We start from the raw sequence: 23,201 nt of genomic DNA on the forward strand, positions 1-23,201 counted from the left end.
AAACGCCCTAACTGAATGCAAGAAATAATTAAAATATTAATGACAGATGACCACCCTATGATTATAGAAGGTTATCAAAACACACTGTTAGCGACCAAAAAAGAAACCCAAGAATTGCAAATAGATATTGCAAATACCTGCGATCAATCTATAGCGTTAATGCAAAAGTCTAAAGAGGAGGAAAGTCCTTATGATATTTTGTTTATGGATATTAGCTTACCTCCTTCGTCTGACGGAACCATAACTTCGGGAGAAGACCTTTCTAAATACGCTAGAGACCTTTTGCCAGATGCTAAAATTGTTATCCTTACCATGTTTAACGAGCCATATAGAATACATAATATCATTAAAGAAATTAAACCGGAAGGTTTTGTTATAAAAAGTGATTTAACTTCTAGAGAATTGGCTAGTGCATTTCAGGCCGTTTTAAATAATCCTCCATTTTATAGCACCACGGTTACCAAATATTTAAAAACAGCTTTAGAATCTGAAATTGAAATAGACGACATTGATCGAAGAATTTTGTATCTACTTTCTCAAGGGATAAAAACAAAAAGCTTAACAAAACATCTTGGTATTTCTACTAGTTCTGTTGAAAAAAGAAAAAAGAGCTTAAAAGAAGTTTTCTCTATCACAGATAGCCAAGATGAAACCTTACTAAAGGAAGCTAGAAATAAAGGTTTTCTATGATTTTTGTGCGAATTATCTTTTTCTAAATGTTAATTTTTGAAATTTATTCATTTTTTTGAAACCTTCAAAGTCTTGAAAAGCTTGAATAGTGTGGTTTTTCCGTAAGTCAATTACGGTTTTTCCGTAAGCGTGTTCTGTATATTATATCTATCTTAGTACTATCAACAACGCATAGTTAGTTAATCCCCTCAGATAAAATTATGTTGATTATAGCATGAACTAAGTCTTATAATTTCATTTTTATGAAATTGTAAGACTTTTTCTATTCCCACGTGTTTGTTAAAAGCTGAAAATACTGGCTTTATATTCCCAAAAAGTCATAATAAAAAATCCAAAGTAAACGATAGCAACAATAAACTTTAAAAAAGTTCCTGTTAAAAAACCTAAAAAAGAACCAAAAGCCGCTTTTATGGCAGTTTTAGAATCTGCTTTATTAAGTAGTTCTCCTATAAGTGCACCAACAAAAGGCCAAATTATAATACCAAAAACACCAAATATTGGAAAAAATATAGAAATCAATAAGCCAACAGTAGTACCAATCATGCCCATTTTACTTCCTCCAAATTTTTTAGTGCCAAGCGCAGGTATGATATAATCTAAAGCAAAAACAAGTAGTGCTATTATTAAGGTAATAACCAAAAACCACTGATCATTTGGTACCGCTGTGGTAAGATGTAAAAGTAAAAGTCCAATCCAACTCATTGGTGGGCCAGGAAGCACAGGAAGAAAACTACCAACGAGTCCAATAATTATAAATAGAAAGCCCATAAAGGCTAAAAATATATCCATGTATTTTTTCTTATAAGACGAAGATAATTAAACAATGTTACATTTTTGTAACTAAAAAATTAGTTCAAACTAAAAAATTAGTTATATTTGTATTGTTGAACTAAAAAGTTAGTTATAAATATGAAGCAACTTACAAAAGCAGAAGAAGATATAATGCAAGTACTTTGGCACCTTGAAAAGGCGAATGTAAAAGCAATAATTGAGGAGCTTCCAGAACCTAAACCAGCGTATAATACAGTATCCACAATTGTTAGGATTTTAGAAAGTAAAGGCTTTGTAGATTATGAAAAAAAGGGAAAAGGACATATTTATTTCCCATTGCTTCAACAACAGGAATACAGTAATCAATCTATAAATAAATTAGTAGATAATTACTTTCAAGGCTCTTTTAAAAGCATGGTTTCTTTTTTTATGAAAAAGAACGATATAAGTTTAAATGATTTAGAATCGGTACTTAAAGAAATAGATAAACAAGAATAATATGTTGCACTATATATTACAAACCATCGTTTTTCAATTGCTGTTTTTAGTAGTTTATGATCTGTTTTTAAAAAGAGAAACCTTTTTTAATTATAATAGAATATATCTGTTATCCACGGGATTGCTTTCTTTGATATTGCCTTTTATTCAAATGGAAAGTTTTAAAAATATAGTTACTCAAAAATATAGAATACTACTTCCAGAAGTCATTTTAGGTGATGCTAATAATGTCAATGCAATAACGGTTGTAAATCAAGACGTGTATGCGATTTGGAATTATATTTTATACATAGGGATCTGTATTGCAGCATTCGTATTTGCTTATAAAATCATTCAAATAATACGGTTGATTATTGATAATCAGAGATATAAAAAAGGGAATTTAATAGTTGTAAGATTAAAAGAAAGTAATACCGCTTTTTCCTTTTTTAATTATGTGTTTTTGGGTGAAGATATTGAAGAGAAAGACCATGATGCAATTTTTAAACATGAGCAAATTCATGTACTACAAAAACACACCTTAGATTTATTGTTTTTTGAAATATTACGAATTCTTTTCTGGTATAATCCAATGGTTTATATGTATCAAAATAGAATAGCAAACGTGCATGAGTTTATTGCCGACAAAAAAGCAGCTAAAAACAATAACAAGAAATATTATGAGAATTTATTATCACAAATTTTTAATGTGAAACAAATCTCATTAGTCAATCCATTTTTCAAACAATCATTAATCAAAAAACGAATCGTTATGTTACAAAAATCAAAATCAAAAAAGAGAAACCTTATCAAGTATGCTATGCTATTGCCAGTACTTGCGTGCATGTTAATTTACACTTCCTGTTCACAAGAAGAAGGAACAGCAGTACCATTAGATCAGGATATGGAGCAAGTGGTTGAAAAATTTAGAAACCAATTACAAACAGAAAATAGTACATTAACAAAAGCAGAGCGTCTGGAACTAGCAGAATATATTATTGACGAATTTAAAGCCAATGTTGAAGATAATGGTAAAACAAGTTCTGGAAGTATTAGTGCATCTAGCATTACTAGCAGTGATGAGGTCCCTTTTTCCGTTATAGAAAACGTTCCTGTTTTTCCTGGATGTGAAGGAGAAGTAGATAACAAGGAAAGAAAGAAATGTATGGCTGGAAAAATTAGCAATTTTGTAAACAAGAACTTTAATATAGGTTTAGCGCAAGAATTAGGATTAAAATCAGGGAAACACAGAATTAGCGTTCAGTTTATAGTAGATAAAAACGGGGATGTAGTCGATGTAAAAGCAAGAGCACCACATCCAAAATTAGAAGTAGAAGCGATTAGAATTGTAAGCTTATTACCTAAAATGAAACCGGGTATGCATCTGGGTAAAGCGGTGTCGGTTCCTTACGGATTTCCAATACAGTTTCAAATAAATGAATAAACTTCTTTCCTTTTTTTGTCTATTTATAATTTTTAAAACCGAAGCGCAAACTTCGGTTTTAAAAATTGCAGATAGTTTATATGTTTATGGTAATTATTCTCTTGCTATAACAAATTATAAGCTACATAAAAAACAACAAGAAGTATCTTATAAATTAGCGCAAGCATATCAAGCAATAGGGAACCATGAGGAAGCTTTAAAATATTACAAACGAGATGCTCTTTTTAGTCCAGAAAATCAATTAGCGAAATATCAATATGCTAAACTATTAGCAAAAACAAAAAAATTTAATGCAGCATCTGGTTTGTTTTATGAGCTTATAGATTTAGATTATAAAAATCCAGAGTATCATTATCAACTAGGTTTAGTTTTAGAAAAATTAAAAGATTCTTCTAGTCAGAATAGATTTTATAGTGCGTATCAATTAGATAGCACGCACCAAAAAGCTATTTATCAATTGGCTAAGTTTCAGCTTAAAAATAAAAATTATGCACTTGTAGAAAAGTATACCAATATTGGACTACAAACATATCCTAATAATGCAGAGCTTATCAGCCTAAAAGCGCAAAGTTATTATAGCCAAGAAGAATATAGAAAGGCAATAGAAAGCTTGGTTCGATTAATTAATTTAAATGAAACTTCTTTATTTATATATGAAAAATTGAGTTTTAGTTACGCTAAAATCGATGCTTATGATAAAGCAATAGAACACCTTTTGATTGCTTTAGAAATGGAACCTCAAAATGCTTCAAATGTATTTATATTAGGTCAAATGTATGATAGGAAAGGAAATCCTGAAATAGCAGAAAAGTATATGAAGCAGGCTCTGGATTTATTCGATATTCCATTGGATGATAAATTTATACAGTTAGCGGTTGTACTCAATCAGCAAAAAAAATATAAGGAAGCTATAGCTATTTTAAATACGGTGATACATGAAAATCCAGGTAATATGCGCGCATGTTTTTTTATGGTAATGGCAAAAGATAAGTATTATAAAGATGTAACAGCCAGGTTAGAAGCCTTTCAAGCCTTTGAAAATAGTTTTCCTAACAATATATATTCTTCCATTGTAGAACAGCGAATATCCCAATTGAAGTCCGAAGAATTTAATACCATAGAAAATTAAAATTGTAAAATTGTGTTTTTATACTATCCAATATTGGATAAAGGTACTTCATCGTATTTTCGTGCATTTCCTTTGTTTTTTTTATAATTCGGAATTTTGTAGCGTTAAAATCTATTTTTTTTATTTATTTCGTAGAATGAGAAATAAAGTACTATTTATAATTGGGCTGTTATTTTGTACAATAACGGTGTCTTCGCAAGTAAATTTAAATTGCCAGCAAACGTGTGTTGTTGAAAAAACAGAATATACAGGAGCGCTTTTAGGCGTGCGATTAAAACCAAATTGTGGAGATAAAGGAGCTTATATTGCTGAAATAGTAACTAATTCTGCGGCAGACAAATCTGTTTTAGAAGTTAATGATTTGATATTGTATGCAGAGGATATAGAAATAAAGTTTCCTAAGCACTTTATAGATATTGTTGCAAAAAGCAAACCATTTCAGGAAATTCATTTGGTTTATGAAAGAAATGCAAAGGTATATTCTACACAAGTAGTTTTAGACGCCAAAACTTCAAAAATAGTAAAACAAGAAGTGTGTTGTGATACTTTTAATTTAAAGGAAAGCATAGCGATTTATCCTAATCCTGCAGTTAAAAACCTACATGTAACCTTTAAGGAAGCCGTTCAAGAAAACTATACTTTTGAAATTTTCAATTTAAATGGAGTCCGTTTTTTTAGCGAAGAAAACGCCAAATTAAATAACAACCTTACAAAAGCTATTTCTGTAGAAAATTTAGAAGATGGTGTGTATGTTTTAAAGATCCAACAAGGTTCTAACGCGCACTCTAGTATGTTTGTGGTTAAGAAATAATCACATTTAATTTATAAATTGTACATTTCGGTTTTCTTTAACATATGCAAAGGATTCTGCTTTTTTTATTGTTTTTAGGAGTAACTTCCTGTAACTATTTTAATGTGAAGAAAACATCTTCAGAAGCTATTCTTGAAGAAGAACTACAAACGTTTAACTGGAATGAAGTGGACGTGTACCCAAGTTTTGAAACCTGTACTACTTCTTCAGATCAAGAAAACAAGAAAAAGTGTTTTCAAAATACCTTAACCGAAGCTATTTATAAGCATTTAGCTGCAGAGAAAATAGTAGTGACGCAAGACATTCAAGATACTATTTTAGTGCATTTTCAAATCTCTGAAACTGGCGAGTTACATCTTATGGATGCGAAAATGGATTCTGTAACGATTCTAGAAATCCCCAATATGAAAGTTTTATTACATCAAAGTTTAGATTTTCTTCCGGAGATATATCCCGCAATTAAAAGAGGACAACAAGTAAAAACGCAGTTTACACTTCCTATTAAAATTCAAGTAGATTGATTTTTTAATTCTTGAAATTGAAATTCGGAAGGATTTTTAATACCTAATCGCTAGCTTTTTCATCAACCTTAAAATTTCTACATACAACCAAACTAAAGAAACTAAAAGGCCCCAAGTGGCAAGCCATTCTTTACTTTTTGGAGCGCTATTTTTTTGTCTTTCTATATATTGAAAATCTAGAAGTAGTGTTAATGAAGCTACAATTGCAGCAATAACATTAAATGCAATAGCGATTAAAGAAGTCCCCCAAATAAAGGACTGAAATCCAAAAAAGTTTAAAATCCAAGAAATAATATATACTAAAAATATACTGGAAGCCGCGGTGATAATAATGCTTTTTAGTTTTTGTGTAACTACTATAATTCTAGTTTGATACAGCAAAAGTATGGTAAAAAAAGTGATGATAGTAACACCAATTGCCTGGTAAGGCATATTCGGAAATTTGGCATGCGCAAAACTACTTATTCCTCCTAAAAAGAAACCTTTGGCAATGGCATATAAAGGCACCAAAAAAGGAGCCCAATTGTGTTTGTAAGATATAATGACGCTAATAATTATAGAAGAAATTATTCCGCCATAAAGAAACCATTGCATGTCAAAGCCAGCTCTGTAAAGACTCCAAACATATACGGTGATTACTGCAATAATAGCGATGCAAAAAAGCGATTTAATAACAATACCAGAAACTGTCATTTTAGGAGCAGACGATTTTTTATCCTTCCAAAAGTAATTAGAAAAAGCAGGATTGGATGTTTTATCTAAACGCATAGTGTATTCATATTTCGTGTAAAACTACAAAATATAAAGGGGAAAACAGTTATTTGCTGAAAGCCCTACCTTTCCATTTATAATTAGAAAAAATGGAAACAAAAACAACGTAAACACTAAAAAAGGGATATAGAAAACAGCTGAATAAATAAGACGATAAAAAAGATTCTTGATGATAAAAACGAACCGTTTTAAACAACAATAAAAAGTCGATACTACACTTGATTAAAAATAGATATAAAAGTATTTTAAAATTAAAAACACCAACAATACTAACTGTCAATGCAGCAATAAGGGAAGCATTCATTAGTAAAACAATTAGCCCGGCTATTTTAGCAAAACTATTTTTATAATTAGCAGATTTTGAAGCCCAACGTACACGTTGCGAAATTAATTTGCTAATCGTTTTTTCAGCTTCGGTAGTTACAACTGCGTGTTCACATTTTAAATAATGTACTTTTTTAGCATCTTGTTTTACAGCCTTTTCCAATAAGAAAATATCATCTCCACTTGCAATATTCGTGTTCCCTTGAAAACCGTTCACCGTTTTAAAAAAATCTTTTTTATACGCTAAATTTGCGCCATTACATAAAAAGGGTTTATGTAACCCAAAACCACCAATGGTTGCACCTTGAAGGCTTAAGAAATCTAGTAATTGGAAGCGATCTAAAAATGAATTTACATGGCTATACGTGACGGGAGCAACTATAAAATTCGCATCGTTTTTCTGTATAAACGCATCTAAAGTATCTAGCCAAAATTTGGATACAATACAATCTGCATCTGTGGTAAGGATCCAATTGTGTTTCGCAATTTGTATGGCAGAAGTGATAGCATCTTTTTTAGGTGAATTACTTTTTCGTTTGTTCTTAATAATCTTTATGTTAGTTCGAGTGTATTTGTCGGCAGATAAATGGGTGTCGAGAATGTTTTTAATAACTGCAACCGAGTTATCTTCAGAAGCATCATCTATCAAAATAACTTCAAATAAATGTTTCGGGTATTTTAAGGCTGCAATAGATTTTAAAAGTTTCGGTAAATTTTCAGCTTCGTTTCTAAACGGAATTAGTATAGAAAACATAGTTTTAACTTCTACATCTTCCAAAGAAAAAGGCTTTACTTTATCAAAACCAATGGCTAAACTTCCTATTAAAAATAAGTAAGCAATGGTAATAGCAACAAATAGTAAAAGGATCATTCTGCTTTGTTTTTTGGAAGTTTAAAGGTAAGCACATAAAAGCTCCCAAGTATACTTGGGAGTACGAAATTTAAAATCCACATGAGTAGAATAATACTTAGAATGGTAAATGCATCGATACCAATTTTGGTAAAAATATAAACAGCTACACTTCCTTTAATAATAACGTCTAATATAAATATGGAAGGAATTACAGACGAAATTAAATACATACTTGTTATGGCAATCATGGCTTGAAAATACGAAAGGCCAACACCAAAAAGATCAAGTAAAAAATAAAATTGAAACGAAAAAACCAAGTATCTTAAAAGCGATACTATAAAACTGGACACTATTATTTTTCTTGCAATATTTTTAACGAAACTTTTTACTTTCTCTATAGAAAACCCTTTTATTTTAAAACGTTTTTGTTTTAACCCTAAAACAGAAAATATAGAAATAACGGCTATAATAATTAAGAATCGCGGTACTCTTGAAAAGTTAAAATCGACCGGATATGCCATGGCAAAATAGTACAAACCAAAAATACCAAAAAGCAAGGTGATGGACATTTGCATCATGTTTCCAATAAAGTTTAAAAGGACAACCCGTTTTCTGTGTTCAGTAGTAAAATATAAAGCTTTAGCACCATAATCACCTATTCGATTTGGTGTTAAAAGTGACGCTGTTAAAGCACCTAAACTTTGTTTTAAGGCTTCATAAAAAGATATTTTTTTAATAGAAGATACTAAAATTCGCCATTTTGAAATTTCTAAAAACCAATTAAAAATGCTTATAAAAAGTAAAAAAATCACGTTTTTTAAAGAGAAAACATTGTTTTGGTTCGAAAAAGCAACAAATTCGTTGAAGTCTAAATCGTTGTTTGTGGTTAGTTTATTATAAATAAAATAAAAAGCACCAATTACAATACTTAATTTAATAAGTACAAAAAAGAATTGTTTAGTTTTGTATGGTAATGTTCTATACATGATGTGCTAAAATGCGCAAATTAAAACAATATTGCCTTATGATAATACCAATTCAAATATTTAAGTCCGCCATATTCTTTGTACTACTAAGTTTTATATCGTTTTCTGGATTTTCACAAAGCGAAACAAGCACTTGGAAGGCACAATTTGCTGTCGGAATTAATAGTCCGAGTCAAAGCGCATTTGTTTCTACCTTTGAAGCAAAACCTATAAATTTCCCAACAGTTCATATGGGCTTACAACGTATGTTTAGCAGAAACCTTGGCGCTAAATTAGACTTTGGTTATAACCGACTTTCTAATGCAAGCAATTCACCAGAATTTAAAGTAAACTACTCTAGAGTTAATGTACAGGCGGTTTATGACCTTGGTAGTTTTATTCGATTACCGCAAAACTATGCTATTATAGCCCATGCCGGACCAGGATTTACTTTTGTAAAACCATTAGGAGAGTATACAGATAATAAAGAATCCTTTTTAAATGCAATGGCTGGTTTGGAGTTTCATTACGGAATTTCCCAAAGCCTTTCTTTGTTTTTAGACACTTCTTATATTTATGCCTTTAGTGGTGATTATGATAATATTGGTGATGGATTTGGAACTTTTAACGGAAACCTTTTAACAGCAACTATTGGTATTTCTATTTCATTAAGTGGTTGTTATTATTGTGAATAATGAACGAAGACAGAATTATTTTAGGAATAGATCCAGGTACGACCATAATGGGTTTCGGACTAATACGAGTACGGAACAAGAAGATGGAATTCTTGCAATTAAACGAATTAGATTTAAAGAAATATAAGGACCATTATCTAAAACTGAAGCTTATTTTTGAGCGTACTATCGAATTGATTGATACACATCATCCAGATGAAATTGCTATTGAAGCTCCTTTTTTTGGGAAGAACGTACAAAGTATGCTGAAGCTTGGTAGGGCGCAAGGAGTTGCAATGGCTGCAGGTCTTTCCCGTGAAATACCAATTACCGAATATCTACCAAAAAAGATAAAAATGGCAGTTACCGGAAATGGTAATGCGAGTAAAGAACAAGTTGCAAAAATGCTTCAAAGTTTGTTAGGTTTAAAAACCTTGCCAAAGAATTTAGATTCTACAGATGGTTTGGCTGCTGCAGTTTGCCATTTTTATAATTCAAATAAAGTTACGGTTGGTAAAAGTTATTCTGGTTGGGATGCTTTTGTAAAACAGAACGAAGATCGTGTGAAAAAGTAGTTGCATAGAATCGTTTTTAATTTGTCTTTCCGCACCGGATGCGGAATCTATTTTTAAATAAATTATAACCTAAAACCAAAAGTTATCTCAGGCATATACATACACATACCATTTTGCAAGCAAGCGTGTCATTACTGCGACTTCCATTTTTCTACTTCTATGAAGAAGAAAGACGAGTTAATAGATGCACTAATTTTAGAGTTAGAACTTCGTAAAAACGAATTGCAAGATCAAGAAGTAGAAACTATTTATTTTGGAGGAGGAACACCGTCATTACTTACTGATGAGGAATTAGTTTTGTTAATAGAATCGGTATATAAGAATTACAAAGTTTCTGCAAATCCGGAAATTACGCTAGAGGCAAATCCAGACGATTTAACCGAACAGCGAATTATAGCATTATCAAAAACACCAATCAATAGATTGAGTATTGGTATTCAGTCTTTTTTTGAAGACGATTTGAAAAGCATGAACAGAGCACATCATGCAGAAGAAGCAGAAAAGTGTCTGGAATTAGCAACGCAATATTACGATAATATTACAATTGACTTGATTTATGGGATTCCAGATATGCCTCTTGATAAATGGAATGCAAACTTACAAAAGGCATTTGGTTTTGGCGTGAATCATATTTCAAGCTACGCTTTAACGGTAGAACCTAAAACGGCATTAGCTACTTTTATTAAAAAAGGAAGTTATCCACCAATAGACGAAGAGCTAGCATTAGAACATTTTAATCATTTGGTTGCCGAAACCGAAAAGCAAGGTTTTGTGCATTATGAAATTTCAAACTTCGGTAAACCCAACTATTTTTCTAAGCATAATACAAGTTACTGGCAAAGTAAAAGCTATTTAGGTATTGGTCCGTCGGCACATTCGTTTAACAAAACACAACGTAGTTGGAATGTTGCAAACAATACCAAATACATACAATCTATACAAAACAAAAAACTACCAAATACAGTAGAAATCTTAAGTGTTCAAGACCAATATAACGAATACGTAATGACAGGATTACGTACTATTTGGGGTGTTTCCTTACAAAAAGTAGAAAACGATTTTGGAGTAGATTATAAAAAATATTTATTGCAGGCTTCACAAAAATATATTGACGAAGGATTACTTGTCACTTCGAGTGATTTTGATGCGAATCAAAATAGTATCGAGAAGTTAAAAACAACGCAAAAAGGTAAGTTTTTAGTAGACGGAATTGCTTCGCAGCTATTTATGATTTAGTATATTTGGGTATAAAAATTAAAAATCACTAAAAAAAGAATTTATTAGATGATGGAATTATCTCAGACTAATTTAAAGTCAATTTATAAAAATGAGTAAAAAAAATTATTCAAAATTATCTATTATAATTTTTACTTTACTAATCTTTAATTGTAGTTCATCCCACGATAAAGATAATGAAAGTGTTTTAACCATTTCTAATAAAGCAAGAATTGCAGGTGTTTGGTATGAATTTGGTCAATGTCAAGATCAAAATAGTTTTATGTTTAATGAAGATTTAAGTTATCAACTTCTAAATTCAGGAAATATAGATTGTAGTAATAATGAAACGAGTACTTATAAATACACAGGTACTTATAATATTGTAGATAATGAGTTATTTTTTTATCAATTAACCGATGGAATTATTATTCAAGGCAATGGCGTTTCTGTACAAGAATTTGAATTGTTTGCTTCTAGAAAACAGACAATAGAAGTGTTAGATGATTCATTTTTACAGATTAAAACGACTATAGTTACAGATTCCGGAGTAGCAACTTTTAGCGATGTTTATGAACGATAAAAAAGAATAAATGATAGCAACCATAGAAACCAATTCAAAAAAATATAAAATAGATTTTTCTAAACCATTAGATATTTCTATTCCGCTAATAGCATCTGTAAAAAATGTAAATGCATGGTATTTAAAGGAACCGACAATAGAGCCAGTTCAAGATAACGGTTGGATAGCAAGTGTAAAAGAAGGTGCAAGCATCAATTTTAATAATATATGTTTCAATCCGCATGCGCATGGTACACATACTGAATGTGTTGGTCATATTGTAGAAAAAGTACACTCTGTAAATACAAGTTTAAAGAAGTTTTTCTTTCTAGCGGAAGTCATTACTGTAGCTCCAGAAAAACTAGGTGACGACTTTGTAATCTCTAAAAAACAGATCCAATTTGCCTTAGGAAACAAAAAACGAAAAGCGGTAGTGATACGTACGTTGCCAAATACAAGTGAGAAATTGTCTGCGCAATATTCACATAGCAATCCGCCTTATTTATTAGAAGATGCAGCAGTTTATTTAAGAGAAAAAGGCGTGGAGCATTTACTTATAGATTTACCAAGTGTGGATAAAGAAAAAGATGAAGGCAAGCTTTTAGCGCATAATGCTTTTTGGAATACCAAAGGAAAAGTGCGATTGAGCGCAACCATAACCGAATTTATTTTTGTACCAAATAATGTGGAAGATGGCACGTATTTTCTTAATTTACAGATAGCTCCTTTTGAAAACGATGCTTCACCAAGTAAACCAATTTTATACGCACTTTTAAACGATTAATTTTTGGTACATTAATTGCTTATTATAGAATAAAACCAATCAAATAAATGGAAGCCTTTTTAGGAATTATTATAGGAGTATTAGCAAGTTTAGGTGTTGTTACTTATTTTAAATCGTTTAAAAATAAACAACTTGTAAACTCGCAATCGCTACTATTATTAGACAAAGTAAAAACAGTTTGTAAATTTATAACTGTGGAAGGCGATTTCGCTGAAATTTACCATTACGAAGATGTGAAAGAACGTTTTTTAAAAATGGTAAATAGTAAGAAGAAAGCATTAATAGTAATAAACGCTAAGGCATATGTTGGCTATGATTTAAGTAAAATTCAATTGGAAGCAGATAATAAAAACAAACGGATTATTCTAGCACATTTTCCGCAGCCAGAAGTATTATCTGTAGAAACGGATTTGAATTATTACGATAAAAAAGACGGTTACTTTAATAAGTTTGAAGCTTCCGATTTAACCGGATTAAACCAAGAGGCTAAACAACATATTTTAGACAAAGTTCCCGAAAGTGGTTTAATACAAGCCGCACAAAAAGAAGCTTTACAAACCATCAATTTAATGGAAAGTATAGTAGAAACTATTGGTTGGAAACTCGATTATTCCGCGTTAAAACTAGAAGAAGCTCCTGTGAAAAAATTGAAAAATTAAAATTCTCCTTTTCGCTGGAAAGGCTGGTGTGTTATTATGAATATAGAACAACTTCGAGAATATTGCCTAGCTAAAAAAGGAGTTACAGAACATTTTCCTTTTGATGAAACAACACTGGTATTTAAAGTGCTAGGTAAAATGTTTGCCTTAACTTCTTTAAAAGGTTGGGAAGTCGGTACGCAATCTATAAACTTAAAGTGTGATCCAGAGTATGCACAAGAACTTCGTGCAACATACCAAAGTATTGAACCAGGTTATCACATGAGTAAAAAACACTGGAATACCATACAAATACATACCACCGAATTACAACCTTCGTTTGTAATACAACTAATTAATCATTCTTATGACATGGTTGTTAAAGGGTTATCTAAAAAGCTTCGCGATTCTTTATCCTGATGTATGAATAATATTGCGATTTTTCGCATTCAACAATTTATACCGCAGTTCATCGAACATATTAGGTGTAACTAATAATAAATCACATATTTACAGAGATTGATAGCGCTTAATATTTTATAATTTAAAACATTTAAAAGATGGCACTAGAAATCACAAATTCACTTGACGCGTTTATAGTTACAGGAATTCTTAACAAAACAAACGTAAAAAAATTTCAAATTTATTTCAAAAATATATTTAGCACCACGAATGAATTGGTGATAAATATTGACGAACTTAAAAGTATAGATAATGAAGGCGTCTCTGCTTTCGAAGATATCTACAAACAATCCTTAAAAGCACATAAACCCTTTTTCATTACAGGTTTAGGTAGTAAAGAAATATTCGATCATATCACCACTATTGACGCAGCGTAATTAATAGTAAGTATTCGATTATAGCACCAAATTCTATTACTAAAAAACAAAACCATGAAACTTATAATTACAAATAATGACAATATATATAGGGTAAAAGGAAACCTGATAAAGATGAATATATCCATTTTTAAAAACGGATTAAAAGATATTTTTAATCAAGCAGATGATGTTATCTTAAATCTACAAGAATTAAGTGCAATAGATAATCAGGGCGTAGTTGCCATAGCGCAATTACATAACGAAGCACTTTCTAAAAACAAAAAACTCTCTATAGTTGGCTTGGGTAATGGTCAAGTATCCAATCGCTTTAAATCAAGTCAAGTGGCTTAACACCATTTCTTCTTGCTGTATTGTTGGAATAAACGTACTTTTGTTTTTCAAAAATTTACTGAAATGAGTTTAGAAAGAGAATTAAATAAACGAGCAGATGGCAAGTGTGAATTATGCCAAAATGAAGAGCATTTACAACTATATACTTTAGCGCCTAGAAAAGATCAAAGCCTAATAGAAACACTTACAGCTTGTAAAACATGTGTAGATCAAATAGAAGATCCAGAAAGTACAGATCCTAATCATTGGCGTTGTCTAAATGATAGTATGTGGAGCGAACACCAAGCAGTCCAAGTTGCAGCATGGCGAATGTTATCCCGTTTAAGAAAAGAAGGATGGCCACAAGATTTGTTAGACATGATGTATCTGGAAGAAGACGTTTTAGAATTTGCTAAATCTACAGGTGAAGGAGAAGATGAAGAAGGAAAACTAATTCACAGAGATGTAAATGGGGTTGTTCTAGAAACTGGAGATTCTGTAGTGTTAATAAAAGACCTTAAAATAAAAGGATCTAGCCAAGTTGCTAAACAAGGTACTGCTGTTAGAAATATACGTTTAGACCGCGATAACGAAACCTATATTGAAGGTAAAGTTGGTCCAACACTAACCGTTATAATTACAGAGTACGTTAAGAAAATATAATAGTATGACGTTAGCTTTTGCAATCCTACAAGGTGAAAAAATCTTGTAGGATTACAAAACGTCAGGCTATCTACTATATCTTTTTTACGAGTTCTCCATACCTTTTGTATTGCAAACACAAAACATGCGAACTAACCTGAAAAAGGCTAGAACTATCTATGGATAGTCGAATTTCTATTCTTAACGTAAATAGATTGTTATATATAAGTAAGTTAGAAATTAGACGAAGTTCTCTTTTCTAATACTTCCTAATTGTTTTTATTGCTTTTTAATTGCGACGGACTTTTTCCTTTTATCGCCTTAAACTGTCGGTTGAAATTCGAAATATTATTAAAACCCGAAAGCTCTGCTATTTCTGTAGTCGAATACCTGTTTCCTGAAAGTAAAAGTTTGCTCGCATGTTCAATGCGCAATTCATTTAAAAACTGAAAATACGTTTTATTCGTTCTCTTTTTAAAATACTTACAAAAGGCATTTTTGGTCATATTGGCAACTTCAGAAATAGAACTTAAAGTAACCTCTTTATTAAAATTATTCATCGTGTATTCAAAAACATTACGCATTCTATAGCCTTCATTGTCGCTATATTTCTTGTCATAAATAAAAGAAGATAAACTTTTGTAATTAGCTTTCGATGTAATTTCTAGTAGCTGAAATAGTGCAAGAAATCTATTTAGTTTCGATGCGTTTTCTAGTTGCAAAAACAAAGCCTTTATTTGCTCCTGTTTCGAGGTAACTCTAAAACCATGCCTTGCGCGTTTAAAAAAATGCTGTAGTTCTTTTAACTCTTCCAATTCAAAAAAAGGAGCACCAAAAGACTGTTTCGTGAAAAATAAAGAAAGCATATGTGATTTTATAGACACCTTCGAATCGCTCTTAAAAACATGTGGAATATTGCTTCCTATGATTAAAATATCATTCTTCGTATAATAATTCACAGTATCTCCTACTACCAAAGTTCCTTCGCCTTCTACAATAAAACTTAACTGAATTTCTTCATGTTGGTGTAGCTTATCATAAAAAGATTCTCCTGCATCGATTTGAAAAATTAAAGCATCTTGCTCCGGTTTCGGTATTTTAAAAGGTAGTACTTTCATAGTACAAATATACGCAAATACTATTCCTATATAGTTTAAACGTTTACAAATAGAATAATATAGTATCATATATGGATAAAACCTTATCAATAAATACAAACGTATTCTAGTAATTTTACCACTTTAAAACGTAGAAATTATGAGTATAAAATGGGAAGGCGTAATGCCAGCAGTAACGACAAAGTTTACAGAAAACGACGAGTTAGATCTTAAAACTTTTAAAATTAATATTCAGGCACAACTAGATGCAGGAGTACATGGTATTGTACTTGGTGGTACTTTAGGAGAAGCAAGTACTTTAACCGATAGTGAAAAAAGAATCCTAACCAGAGAAACCGTAGCGTTTGTGAATGGTAAAATTCCAGTGCTAATAAATATTGCAGAACAGACTACAAAAGACGCTATTCAATGCGCGAAAAAAGCAGAAGAAGATGGTGCGCAAGGTTTAATGCTTTTGCCTCCAATGCGTTATAATGCGGGAGATAGAGAAGTTGTAGAATACTTTAAAGCAATTGCAAATAGCACGAAACTTCCTATAATGATTTACAATAATCCTGTAGATTATAAAATTGAAGTAACGCTAGATATGTTTGAAGAACTTTTAGCAAACTGTCCAAATATTGAGGCTGTAAAAGAATCAACTAGAGATACCACTAATATTACAAGAATTAAAAATCGCTTTGGTGATCGATTAAAAATTATGACAGGCGTAGATACAATCGCTCTAGAAAGCTTGATTCTGGGAGCCGATGGTTGGGTCGCAGGTTTGGTATGTGCATTTCCAGCCGAAACCGTTGCTATTTATGAACTTCAAAAAGCAGGAAGAATTCCAGAAGCCATAGAAATATACCGTTGGTTTATGCCATTATTAGAGTTAGATATAAATCCTAAATTAGTGCAAAACATTAAGCTCGCAGAAATGGCAACAGCTATTGGTACAGAAAACGTTAGAGCACCAAGATTACCGCTTCATGGCGAAGAGCGTATACACGTATTAAAAGTAATTGAAGAGGCACTAAAAAGTAGACCAACATTGCCAGATTATAAAAATTTGTAAAGGGTTTTGGGTGTTCCCAAACTTCGCTTAAGCTGCGTTTGGTCAGGCTTTACGCTATATCTTTTTTTGCCATATATGGCAGCAAAAAAAGGATGCCGTTGCAATCCTTAACACAAATACAGAACATGAAAGAAGCAAGTTAACAAACATAAAATAATGCTAGAAATAAGACCAACCTGTGAGAATTGTAATAAAAAACTACCATTCGATGCGCAAGATGCCATGATATGCACCTTCGAGTGTACTTTTTGTAAAGAATGTGTAGATACTATTTTAGAACATGTTTGTCCGAATTGTGGTGGCGGATTTGAAAAACGACCAATCCGTCCAGAAGTAGTATTACAAAAATATCCAGCATCTACTAAATTGGTTCACAAACTAGTAGATATAGAAGCAAATTTAAAACGAATGAATAACTAAAAGAAACCTTCCTTTTTTGGGAGATTTATAAGGGATTATGATAACAGGAAAAAACTACATAGGAAACAAACAGTCTGCATCTGGAGATAAAACATACAGAACATTTAATCCGCAATTAAATGTTGAAAATAAACATGTTTTTACAGAAGCAACTCCAGAAGAAATAGAGGAAGCGGTAACTTTAGCATCCGATGCTTTTAAAACTTTCCGAAATACTTCAGGAGAAAAAAAAGCAGCATTCTTAAATGCCATCGCCGATGAAATTTTAGCGTTAGATGACATATTAATTCAAACCTATTGTTCCGAAACCGGATTGCCAGAAGGACGTGCAAAAGGAGAAAGAGGTAGGACTGTTGGACAATTGCGCAGTTTTGCAGACTTGGTAAAAGAGGGTTCTTGGGTAGAAGCAGCAATAGATACTGCGCAACCAGAACGTCAACCAATGCCAAGATCTGATATTCGTAAAATGCTAGTACCTTTAGGACCTGTAGTTGTTTTTGGTGCAAGCAATTTTCCGTTAGCATATTCTACTGCTGGTGGAGATACTGCAGCAGCATTTGCAGCTGGTTGTCCAGTACTTGTAAAATCGCATCCAATGCACGCAGGAACTGGAGAATTAGTGGCTTCTGCAATTCTAAAAGCAGCACAAAAAACAGGAATGCCTAATGGTGTTTTTTCCAATTTAAATTCTAGTGGTATCGAAGTCGGACAACAATTAGTAAAGCATCCTGGCGTAAAAGCGGTTGGCTTTACTGGTAGTATTCGTGGCGGACGTGCTTTATATGATTTGGCTGCAAAACGCGAAGAACCAATTCCTGTATTTGCAGAAATGGGAAGTGTCAATCCCGTAATAATACTTCCGGAAGCATTAAAAAATAGACAAGAAGGTTTAGCAAAAACATACGCAGGTTCTATCACTTTAGGAACAGGGCAATTTTGTACAAATCCTGGTTTATTACTTGGTATTGAAAGCGAAAATTTATCCAGCTTTATTCAGAATTTGTCCAATGAAATTATAAAGATAGAACCATCCGTAATGTTACATCCAAACATTAGTGCTGCGTATGAAAGCAATAAACAAAAAGCAATTTCACAAGCCGAATTAACGGTTACAGCGAATTATGAATCCGAAGTGAAAACTAATTATGCAAAACAAACGGTTACAACCGTTTCTGGTACAACATTTTTAGAAAACCCAACCTTGCATCAAGAGGTTTTTGGACCGTATTCTATAGTTGTACAATGTGAAAATGCCGAAGAATTAGAAACTATAATTTCTCAATTAGAAGGACAATTAACAGGGACTTTAATTGCCGATTCTGGAGAGGCTTCTAATTATCCTAAAGTAATTGCAGCATTACAAAATCGCGTCGGACGTGTTATTTTTAACGGTGTTCCAACAGGAGTGGAGGTTTGTCCTTCCATGGTACATGGCGGTCCATATCCATCCTCAACCGATAGTCGTTTTACAGCAGTTGGGATACATTCCATAAAACGTTGGGTAAGACCTTTTAGCTATCAAGATTGGCCGAATGAATTACTGCCAAACGAACTAAAAAACGAGAATCCGTTGCAGATTTCTAGATGTGTAAATAACAAACAAACAATAGCTAAAATATAAATCTAATTTCCTGCAAGGTTTTAAAACCTTGTAGGTATTTTTAATTGGTTTTCCTTTTTACAGAAGATAATTATGAAAAATACATTTGTTTGTATTGATGCACATACTTGCGGAAATCCAGTACGGGTAATAAAAAGTGGTGGTCCAAATTTAATAGGTAATTCTATGAGCGAAAAACGCCAGCATTTTTTAAAAGAATACGATTGGATTCGTAAAGGATTAATGTTTGAACCTCGTGGTCATGATATGATGAGCGGAAGTATTTTATATCCGCCGCATACCTCGGAAAACGATTTTGCAATTCTGTTTATAGAAACTTCTGGCTGCTTACCAATGTGCGGCCATGGCACCATCGGAACGATTACAATTGCTATTGAAGAAGGTTTGGTGGTGCCTAAAATACCAGGAAAAATTAAAATGGAAGCTCCTGCAGGTTTGGTAGAAATAGAATATCAGCAAACCAATAATAAAGTAGATTGGGTAAAACTTACCAATGTGAAAAGTTATTTAGCTGCACAAGATTTAACGATTGAATGTCCAGAATTAGGAGAAATAATGTTTGATGTTGCTTATGGTGGAAACTACTATGCTATTGTAGATCCGCAAAAAAACTTTTCTGGAGTACAAGATTATACAGCTTCTAAAATCATTCAATATTCGCAAATAGTTAGAGATAGAATCCGTGAGAAATACCCCAATCAATTTATACATCCGGAAAATAAAACGATAAAAGATGTTACACATATACTTTGGACAGGTAGTCCAATTGATGTAACTTCATCTGGAAGAAATGCTGTGTTTTATGGTGATAAAGCAATAGATAGAAGTCCTTGCGGAACAGGAACTTCGGCAAGATTAGCACAGCTTTATGCTAAAGGAAAATTAAAAATTGGAGAAGCATTTGTACACGAAAGCTTTATAGGAAGTAAATTTATAGGGCGCGTAGAAGCCGAAACTCTTTTAGATGGCAAGAAAGCGATAGTGCCAAGTATTCAAGGTTGGGCAAAAGTATTCGGGTATAATACCATTACTATTGATGCTGCAGATGATCCATATGCGTTAGGTTTTCAAGTGATTTAATTCTTCAGATCTTCGTGGTTTTTTTAACGTTAGAAGGTCTCTAAAAGGATACACTTTAAAAAAGTATTTTAAAGAAATGAGAATAAACAAGAGTGAAATTTTAGAAAAACATTGTTATACAGAATTGGTGTATCAAAGAATTAATAAGAAGCTGGGAACCCAATTTTCAAAAGAAGAAAGTGAGACGCTTATAAAAAAGGTGTTAAAAGAAACCGATCTAGAATACTATAAAAAAACAGGAAAGAACTTCTATATTTCAAATAGCCAACATCAGATAAGAATTACAATAAATTCTAATACGTTTAGAGTGATTACTGTGGACAAAATTAAAAATAAAGAAGCTTAAAATAAGGTAGCAAATGTCAAAAAAGGTAGTGATTATTGGTGGCGGAATTATAGGCTTATGTTCTGCATATTATCTTCAAAAAGAAGGTTTTCAAATAACGATAATAGATCAGTCTAATCTAGATTCTGGTGCGTCCTATGTAAATGCTGGTTATTTATCACCCAGTCATCTTGTGCCACTTTCGGCACCTGGAGTTATGAAAAAAGGCCTGAAATGGATGTTGGATTCTTCTAGTCCGTTATATATAAAACCAAGATTAGATGTCGATTTTTTTAAATGGACTTTAGCTTTTAATAAATTGTGTACCGCCAATCACGTTAAAAAAGCAATTCCAGCTATAAAAGCAATTACGCTATTAAGTCAGGATTTGTATGATGCTATTAAGCGTGATGAAAACTTTACATTCCATTATGAAAAGAAAGGATTACTAATGTTATGTCAAACGGAAGCGATGCTAGAAGAGGAAATGAAAACAGCGCATTTAGCAAAAAAGGAAGGTTTAGACGCCAGGGAATTATCTCTATCGGAGTTGAAAAAAATAGAACCCAATGTAAACTTAAATGTAAAAGGAGCAACCTATTATCGATGTGACTCGCATACAACACCACAGGAATTTATGAAAGAAATGAAAGCGCATTTAAAAAATGTTGGGGTTACCTTTTATACCAATGAAAAAGTGGAAGATGTAAACGTTTTAAATGGACGTATTTTGGAAGTAAAAACAAATAAACAAATAGTAAAAGCAGATGAATTTGTGTTGGCTGCAGGTTCTTGGAGTCCTATTTTAAGCAAGAAATTAGGAATTAAATTACTAGTGCAAGCGGGAAAAGGGTACCGAATAAATACAACACAGCAAACAGGAATTACAATGCCGTCCATTTTGGCCGAAGCAAAAGTTGCTGTAACGCCAATGCGCGGTTTTACGCGTTTTGCAGGTACTATGGAGATTGCAGGAATAAATCACACTATTAATAAAGTTCGGGTAGATACTATTGCCAATGCAGCGACTCGTTTTTATCCAGAAATAAAACTCACGGAAGAAGAGAAAAACAGTGCAGCTGCTGGCTTACGACCAGTATCACCAGATGGATTGCCGTATATAGGTAAATCTACCAAATGTAACAATTTATCTATAGCTACAGGACACGCAATGATGGGTTGGAGTATGGCGACAGCAACGGGAAAATTAGTTTCCGAAATTATTTCAGATAAGAAAACTTCATTAAATTTACATTCTTTTCACCCAGATAGAAAATTTTAATATGAAATACCAACCAATTCCGAATACTTTATTCCAAAAAAATAGAAGTCATTTTATTTCTAAAATGGAACCAAATACAATTGCTATCCTAACATCCAATGACGTTAAGCATAATAATGCAGATGATGTTATGGGCTTTACGCAAAACAATGATTTGTTTTATTTGTCGGGAATAGACCAAGAAGAAACCATTCTGGTTTTATATCCAGACGCGCATAAAAAAGAGAACAAAGCCATTCTTTTTGTCAAAGAAACCAATGAGCAAATAAAAATTTGGGATGGTGAAAAACTAACGAAAAATCAAGCAACGGATATTTCTGGAATTTCTAGAGTAGAATGGGTGCAAGACTTCGAAATGCTTTTGCAATACATGGCTTTTGAAGCAGACGGTTTTTATCTTGGGCATAATGAATATTTAAAACGTGCAACAAAAGATCAAGAAACCCAGCAAGATCGAATGATTCAATGGTGTAAAAAGAAATATCCTTTACACGCGTATCATAGAGCGGCAAAAATAACGAGAGATCTGCGTCCAATAAAATCGGAAGTAGAAATTGCACAAATGCAAAAAGCTGCAGATATTAGTGTTGTTAGTTTTAAGCGCGTTTTGAAAGTATGTAAACCAGATATAAACGAATACGAGTTAGAAGCAGAACTAATCTATAATTTAGTGAAGTCTGGTGCTGTACGACATGCTTTTAAACCTATTGTAGCTTCTGGTAAAAATGCCTGTGCGTTGCATTATAATACCAACGATGCTATTTGTAAAGATGGCGAAATGGTGTTAATGGATTTTGGCGTTTGCTATGCGAATTATAATAGTGATACTACACGCTGTTTTCCGGTAAATGGCAAATTTAGCAAAAGACAAAAAGAAGTATATAGCGCTGTTTTACATTGTTTAAAAGAAGGATCTAAGCTTTTAAAACCTGGAGTACTTCCTGCAGATTACGAGTCTCAAATGGCAAGTTTGGTAGAAGCGGAATTGATAAAACTAGGATTGTTAAATGCAGATGCAGTAGCAAATCAGGATCCAGAAAAACCATTGTATAAAAAATATTTCATGCATGGTACTGCACATCATATCGGATTAGATGTACATGATGTTGGCTTGTATTCTCGTCCGTTAGAAATAGGAATGGTACTTACTTGCGAACCTGGGATTTATATTCCAGAGGAAGGAATTGGTTGCAGATTAGAAAACGATTATGTAATTACTGAAAACGGAAATAGCAATTTAACGGAAGCAATGCCAATAGAAATTGAAGACATTGAAGCTTTAATGAATAATAAAAAATAGT

At 32.3% G+C, this 23,201-nt stretch carries 28 protein-coding genes; 23 read left to right on the top strand and 5 right to left on the bottom strand.

Going from position 1 to position 23,201, the window contains the following annotated elements:
* The first annotated feature begins 15 nt into the window (after window positions 1-15).
* The gene (locus ACVCXO_RS10935; RefSeq protein WP_452229626.1) at window positions 16-690 is read left to right on the top strand and encodes a DNA-binding response regulator; all 675 of its coding nucleotides are present in this window, start codon (window positions 16-18) and stop codon (window positions 688-690) included.
* Window positions 691-969: 279 nt separating this feature from the next.
* Here the strand turns inward: ACVCXO_RS10935 and ACVCXO_RS10940 are convergent, their stop codons facing one another.
* Window positions 970-1,479: a DUF456 domain-containing protein gene (locus ACVCXO_RS10940; protein ID WP_452229627.1), complete on the bottom strand. Its 510-nt coding sequence runs from the start codon at window positions 1,477-1,479 to the stop codon at window positions 970-972.
* A gap of 120 nt (window positions 1,480-1,599) precedes the next feature.
* Here ACVCXO_RS10940 and ACVCXO_RS10945 point away from each other — a divergent pair, with 120 nt between their 5' ends.
* The 5 genes from ACVCXO_RS10945 to ACVCXO_RS10965 all read left to right on the top strand — a co-directional run bounded on the left by ACVCXO_RS10945 (window position 1,600) and on the right by ACVCXO_RS10965 (window position 5,843).
* Window positions 1,600-1,959: a BlaI/MecI/CopY family transcriptional regulator gene (locus ACVCXO_RS10945; RefSeq protein WP_452229628.1), complete on the top strand. Its 360-nt coding sequence runs from the start codon at window positions 1,600-1,602 to the stop codon at window positions 1,957-1,959.
* 1 nt (window position 1,960) lies between these two features.
* Window positions 1,961-3,382, top strand: a complete 1,422-nt coding sequence (locus ACVCXO_RS10950) for a M56 family metallopeptidase (protein WP_452229629.1) — start codon at window positions 1,961-1,963, stop codon at window positions 3,380-3,382.
* Window positions 3,375-4,511: a tetratricopeptide repeat protein gene (locus ACVCXO_RS10955; RefSeq protein WP_452229630.1), complete on the top strand. Its 1,137-nt coding sequence runs from the start codon at window positions 3,375-3,377 to the stop codon at window positions 4,509-4,511. Before ACVCXO_RS10950 ends, ACVCXO_RS10955 begins: the two co-directional genes overlap by 8 nt.
* Before the next feature lie 136 nt (window positions 4,512-4,647).
* Window positions 4,648-5,322, top strand: coding sequence for a T9SS type A sorting domain-containing protein (locus ACVCXO_RS10960; protein WP_452229631.1), 675 nt, complete (start codon window positions 4,648-4,650; stop codon window positions 5,320-5,322).
* A 44-nt stretch (window positions 5,323-5,366) separates the two neighbouring features.
* Window positions 5,367-5,843, top strand: a complete 477-nt coding sequence (locus tag ACVCXO_RS10965) for a hypothetical protein (protein ID WP_452229632.1) — start codon at window positions 5,367-5,369, stop codon at window positions 5,841-5,843.
* 36 nt (window positions 5,844-5,879) lie between these two features.
* Here the strand turns inward: ACVCXO_RS10965 and ACVCXO_RS10970 are convergent, their stop codons facing one another.
* From ACVCXO_RS10970 to ACVCXO_RS10980, 3 genes are read right to left on the bottom strand one after another with little or no spacing between them, the layout of a single operon-like run.
* A complete protein-coding gene (locus ACVCXO_RS10970) occupies window positions 5,880-6,611 on the bottom strand; it encodes a Bax inhibitor-1/YccA family protein (RefSeq protein ID WP_452229633.1) in 732 nt (243 codons plus the stop codon).
* Window positions 6,612-6,660: 49 nt separating this feature from the next.
* Complete coding sequence (locus ACVCXO_RS10975; protein ID WP_452229634.1) at window positions 6,661-7,809, bottom strand: glycosyltransferase family 2 protein; 1,149 nt, start codon at window positions 7,807-7,809, stop codon at window positions 6,661-6,663.
* Entirely contained in the window at window positions 7,806-8,777 is a 972-nt protein-coding gene (locus tag ACVCXO_RS10980) for a lysylphosphatidylglycerol synthase domain-containing protein (RefSeq protein ID WP_452229635.1), read from the bottom strand. The genes ACVCXO_RS10975 and ACVCXO_RS10980 overlap by 4 nt, the downstream gene beginning before the upstream one ends.
* A gap of 38 nt (window positions 8,778-8,815) precedes the next feature.
* On the opposite strand from ACVCXO_RS10980, the gene ACVCXO_RS10985 reads away from it, so the two are divergent.
* From ACVCXO_RS10985 to ACVCXO_RS11030, 10 genes are all read left to right on the top strand, one after another.
* Window positions 8,816-9,451, top strand: a complete 636-nt coding sequence (locus ACVCXO_RS10985; protein WP_452229636.1) for a cell envelope biogenesis protein OmpA — start codon at window positions 8,816-8,818, stop codon at window positions 9,449-9,451.
* Window positions 9,451-10,005: a crossover junction endodeoxyribonuclease RuvC gene (gene ruvC / locus ACVCXO_RS10990; RefSeq protein ID WP_452229637.1), complete on the top strand. Its 555-nt coding sequence runs from the start codon at window positions 9,451-9,453 to the stop codon at window positions 10,003-10,005. The genes ACVCXO_RS10985 and ruvC overlap by 1 nt, the downstream gene beginning before the upstream one ends.
* Before the next feature lie 84 nt (window positions 10,006-10,089).
* A complete protein-coding gene (gene hemW / locus ACVCXO_RS10995; RefSeq protein WP_452229851.1) occupies window positions 10,090-11,241 on the top strand; it encodes a radical SAM family heme chaperone HemW in 1,152 nt (383 codons plus the stop codon).
* Window positions 11,242-11,332: 91 nt separating this feature from the next.
* Window positions 11,333-11,803, top strand: coding sequence for a hypothetical protein (locus ACVCXO_RS11000; protein WP_452229638.1), 471 nt, complete (start codon window positions 11,333-11,335; stop codon window positions 11,801-11,803).
* A 10-nt stretch (window positions 11,804-11,813) separates the two neighbouring features.
* Window positions 11,814-12,566 carry a cyclase family protein gene (locus ACVCXO_RS11005; RefSeq protein ID WP_452229639.1) on the top strand — a complete coding sequence of 251 codons (753 nt, stop codon included), beginning with the start codon at window positions 11,814-11,816 and terminating at the stop codon, window positions 12,564-12,566.
* A 47-nt stretch (window positions 12,567-12,613) separates the two neighbouring features.
* Entirely contained in the window at window positions 12,614-13,225 is a 612-nt protein-coding gene (locus ACVCXO_RS11010) for a DUF4230 domain-containing protein (RefSeq protein WP_452229640.1), read from the top strand.
* 36 nt (window positions 13,226-13,261) lie between these two features.
* Window positions 13,262-13,624 (top strand): MmcQ/YjbR family DNA-binding protein, encoded by a 363-nt coding sequence (locus ACVCXO_RS11015; RefSeq protein ID WP_452229641.1) that lies wholly within the window; start codon window positions 13,262-13,264, stop codon window positions 13,622-13,624.
* A gap of 140 nt (window positions 13,625-13,764) precedes the next feature.
* Window positions 13,765-14,043 (top strand): STAS domain-containing protein, encoded by a 279-nt coding sequence (locus tag ACVCXO_RS11020; RefSeq protein ID WP_452229642.1) that lies wholly within the window; start codon window positions 13,765-13,767, stop codon window positions 14,041-14,043.
* Window positions 14,044-14,097: 54 nt separating this feature from the next.
* Window positions 14,098-14,376 (top strand): STAS domain-containing protein, encoded by a 279-nt coding sequence (locus tag ACVCXO_RS11025; protein ID WP_452229643.1) that lies wholly within the window; start codon window positions 14,098-14,100, stop codon window positions 14,374-14,376.
* 63 nt (window positions 14,377-14,439) lie between these two features.
* Window positions 14,440-15,018, top strand: coding sequence for a PhnA domain-containing protein (locus tag ACVCXO_RS11030; RefSeq protein WP_203460054.1), 579 nt, complete (start codon window positions 14,440-14,442; stop codon window positions 15,016-15,018).
* 248 nt (window positions 15,019-15,266) lie between these two features.
* Here the strand turns inward: ACVCXO_RS11030 and ACVCXO_RS11035 are convergent, their stop codons facing one another.
* On the bottom strand, window positions 15,267-16,115 hold the full coding sequence (locus ACVCXO_RS11035) for an AraC family transcriptional regulator (RefSeq protein ID WP_452229644.1): 849 nt from the start codon (window positions 16,113-16,115) through the stop codon (window positions 15,267-15,269).
* Window positions 16,116-16,254: 139 nt separating this feature from the next.
* Between ACVCXO_RS11035 and ACVCXO_RS11040 the strand changes: the two genes are divergently transcribed.
* From ACVCXO_RS11040 to ACVCXO_RS11070, 7 genes are all read left to right on the top strand, one after another.
* Window positions 16,255-17,172, top strand: coding sequence for a dihydrodipicolinate synthase family protein (locus ACVCXO_RS11040; RefSeq protein WP_452229645.1), 918 nt, complete (start codon window positions 16,255-16,257; stop codon window positions 17,170-17,172).
* Between the two features lie 156 nt (window positions 17,173-17,328).
* Window positions 17,329-17,592 (top strand): DUF1272 domain-containing protein, encoded by a 264-nt coding sequence (locus ACVCXO_RS11045; RefSeq protein ID WP_452229646.1) that lies wholly within the window; start codon window positions 17,329-17,331, stop codon window positions 17,590-17,592.
* A 37-nt stretch (window positions 17,593-17,629) separates the two neighbouring features.
* Window positions 17,630-19,213: an aldehyde dehydrogenase (NADP(+)) gene (locus ACVCXO_RS11050; protein WP_452229647.1), complete on the top strand. Its 1,584-nt coding sequence runs from the start codon at window positions 17,630-17,632 to the stop codon at window positions 19,211-19,213.
* A 69-nt stretch (window positions 19,214-19,282) separates the two neighbouring features.
* A complete protein-coding gene (locus ACVCXO_RS11055) occupies window positions 19,283-20,293 on the top strand; it encodes a 4-hydroxyproline epimerase (RefSeq protein WP_452229852.1) in 1,011 nt (336 codons plus the stop codon).
* Between the two features lie 76 nt (window positions 20,294-20,369).
* Window positions 20,370-20,639, top strand: a complete 270-nt coding sequence (locus tag ACVCXO_RS11060) for a DUF3781 domain-containing protein (RefSeq protein ID WP_452229648.1) — start codon at window positions 20,370-20,372, stop codon at window positions 20,637-20,639.
* A 13-nt stretch (window positions 20,640-20,652) separates the two neighbouring features.
* Window positions 20,653-21,900: an NAD(P)/FAD-dependent oxidoreductase gene (locus ACVCXO_RS11065; RefSeq protein WP_452229649.1), complete on the top strand. Its 1,248-nt coding sequence runs from the start codon at window positions 20,653-20,655 to the stop codon at window positions 21,898-21,900.
* Between the two features lies 1 nt (window position 21,901).
* Window positions 21,902-23,200, top strand: a complete 1,299-nt coding sequence (locus ACVCXO_RS11070) for an aminopeptidase P N-terminal domain-containing protein (protein WP_452229650.1) — start codon at window positions 21,902-21,904, stop codon at window positions 23,198-23,200.
* Window position 23,201: the final 1 nt, after the last annotated feature.

This window comes from Lacinutrix sp. MEBiC02404 (assembly GCF_053601575.1).

Bases quoted from the DNA above. Each gene is read 5' to 3' on its own strand.
- ACVCXO_RS11005 (WP_452229639.1), top strand. From the start codon at position 11,814: ATGATAGCAACCATAGAAACCAATTCAAAAAAATATAAAATAGATTTT.
- ACVCXO_RS11065 (WP_452229649.1), top strand. From the start codon at position 20,653: ATGTCAAAAAAGGTAGTGATTATTGGTGGCGGAATTATAGGCTTATGT.
- ACVCXO_RS11060 (WP_452229648.1), top strand. From the start codon at position 20,370: ATGAGAATAAACAAGAGTGAAATTTTAGAAAAACATTGTTATACAGAA.
- ruvC (WP_452229637.1), top strand. From the start codon at position 9,451: ATGAACGAAGACAGAATTATTTTAGGAATAGATCCAGGTACGACCATA.
- ACVCXO_RS11030 (WP_203460054.1), top strand. From the start codon at position 14,440: ATGAGTTTAGAAAGAGAATTAAATAAACGAGCAGATGGCAAGTGTGAA.
- ACVCXO_RS11025 (WP_452229643.1), top strand. From the start codon at position 14,098: ATGAAACTTATAATTACAAATAATGACAATATATATAGGGTAAAAGGA.
- ACVCXO_RS10980 (WP_452229635.1), bottom strand. From the start codon at position 8,777: ATGTATAGAACATTACCATACAAAACTAAACAATTCTTTTTTGTACTT.
- ACVCXO_RS11000 (WP_452229638.1), top strand. From the start codon at position 11,333: ATGAGTAAAAAAAATTATTCAAAATTATCTATTATAATTTTTACTTTA.
- ACVCXO_RS11035 (WP_452229644.1), bottom strand. From the start codon at position 16,115: ATGAAAGTACTACCTTTTAAAATACCGAAACCGGAGCAAGATGCTTTA.
- ACVCXO_RS11020 (WP_452229642.1), top strand. From the start codon at position 13,765: ATGGCACTAGAAATCACAAATTCACTTGACGCGTTTATAGTTACAGGA.
- ACVCXO_RS10965 (WP_452229632.1), top strand. From the start codon at position 5,367: ATGCAAAGGATTCTGCTTTTTTTATTGTTTTTAGGAGTAACTTCCTGT.
- ACVCXO_RS10960 (WP_452229631.1), top strand. From the start codon at position 4,648: ATGAGAAATAAAGTACTATTTATAATTGGGCTGTTATTTTGTACAATA.
- ACVCXO_RS11040 (WP_452229645.1), top strand. From the start codon at position 16,255: ATGAGTATAAAATGGGAAGGCGTAATGCCAGCAGTAACGACAAAGTTT.
- ACVCXO_RS10970 (WP_452229633.1), bottom strand. From the start codon at position 6,611: ATGCGTTTAGATAAAACATCCAATCCTGCTTTTTCTAATTACTTTTGG.
- ACVCXO_RS10955 (WP_452229630.1), top strand. From the start codon at position 3,375: ATGAATAAACTTCTTTCCTTTTTTTGTCTATTTATAATTTTTAAAACC.
- ACVCXO_RS10975 (WP_452229634.1), bottom strand. From the start codon at position 7,809: ATGATCCTTTTACTATTTGTTGCTATTACCATTGCTTACTTATTTTTA.
- ACVCXO_RS10940 (WP_452229627.1), bottom strand. From the start codon at position 1,479: ATGGATATATTTTTAGCCTTTATGGGCTTTCTATTTATAATTATTGGA.
- ACVCXO_RS11070 (WP_452229650.1), top strand. From the start codon at position 21,902: ATGAAATACCAACCAATTCCGAATACTTTATTCCAAAAAAATAGAAGT.
- ACVCXO_RS10950 (WP_452229629.1), top strand. From the start codon at position 1,961: ATGTTGCACTATATATTACAAACCATCGTTTTTCAATTGCTGTTTTTA.
- ACVCXO_RS11050 (WP_452229647.1), top strand. From the start codon at position 17,630: ATGATAACAGGAAAAAACTACATAGGAAACAAACAGTCTGCATCTGGA.
- ACVCXO_RS11015 (WP_452229641.1), top strand. From the start codon at position 13,262: ATGAATATAGAACAACTTCGAGAATATTGCCTAGCTAAAAAAGGAGTT.
- ACVCXO_RS10935 (WP_452229626.1), top strand. From the start codon at position 16: ATGCAAGAAATAATTAAAATATTAATGACAGATGACCACCCTATGATT.
- ACVCXO_RS10945 (WP_452229628.1), top strand. From the start codon at position 1,600: ATGAAGCAACTTACAAAAGCAGAAGAAGATATAATGCAAGTACTTTGG.
- ACVCXO_RS11010 (WP_452229640.1), top strand. From the start codon at position 12,614: ATGGAAGCCTTTTTAGGAATTATTATAGGAGTATTAGCAAGTTTAGGT.
- ACVCXO_RS11045 (WP_452229646.1), top strand. From the start codon at position 17,329: ATGCTAGAAATAAGACCAACCTGTGAGAATTGTAATAAAAAACTACCA.
- ACVCXO_RS10985 (WP_452229636.1), top strand. From the start codon at position 8,816: ATGATAATACCAATTCAAATATTTAAGTCCGCCATATTCTTTGTACTA.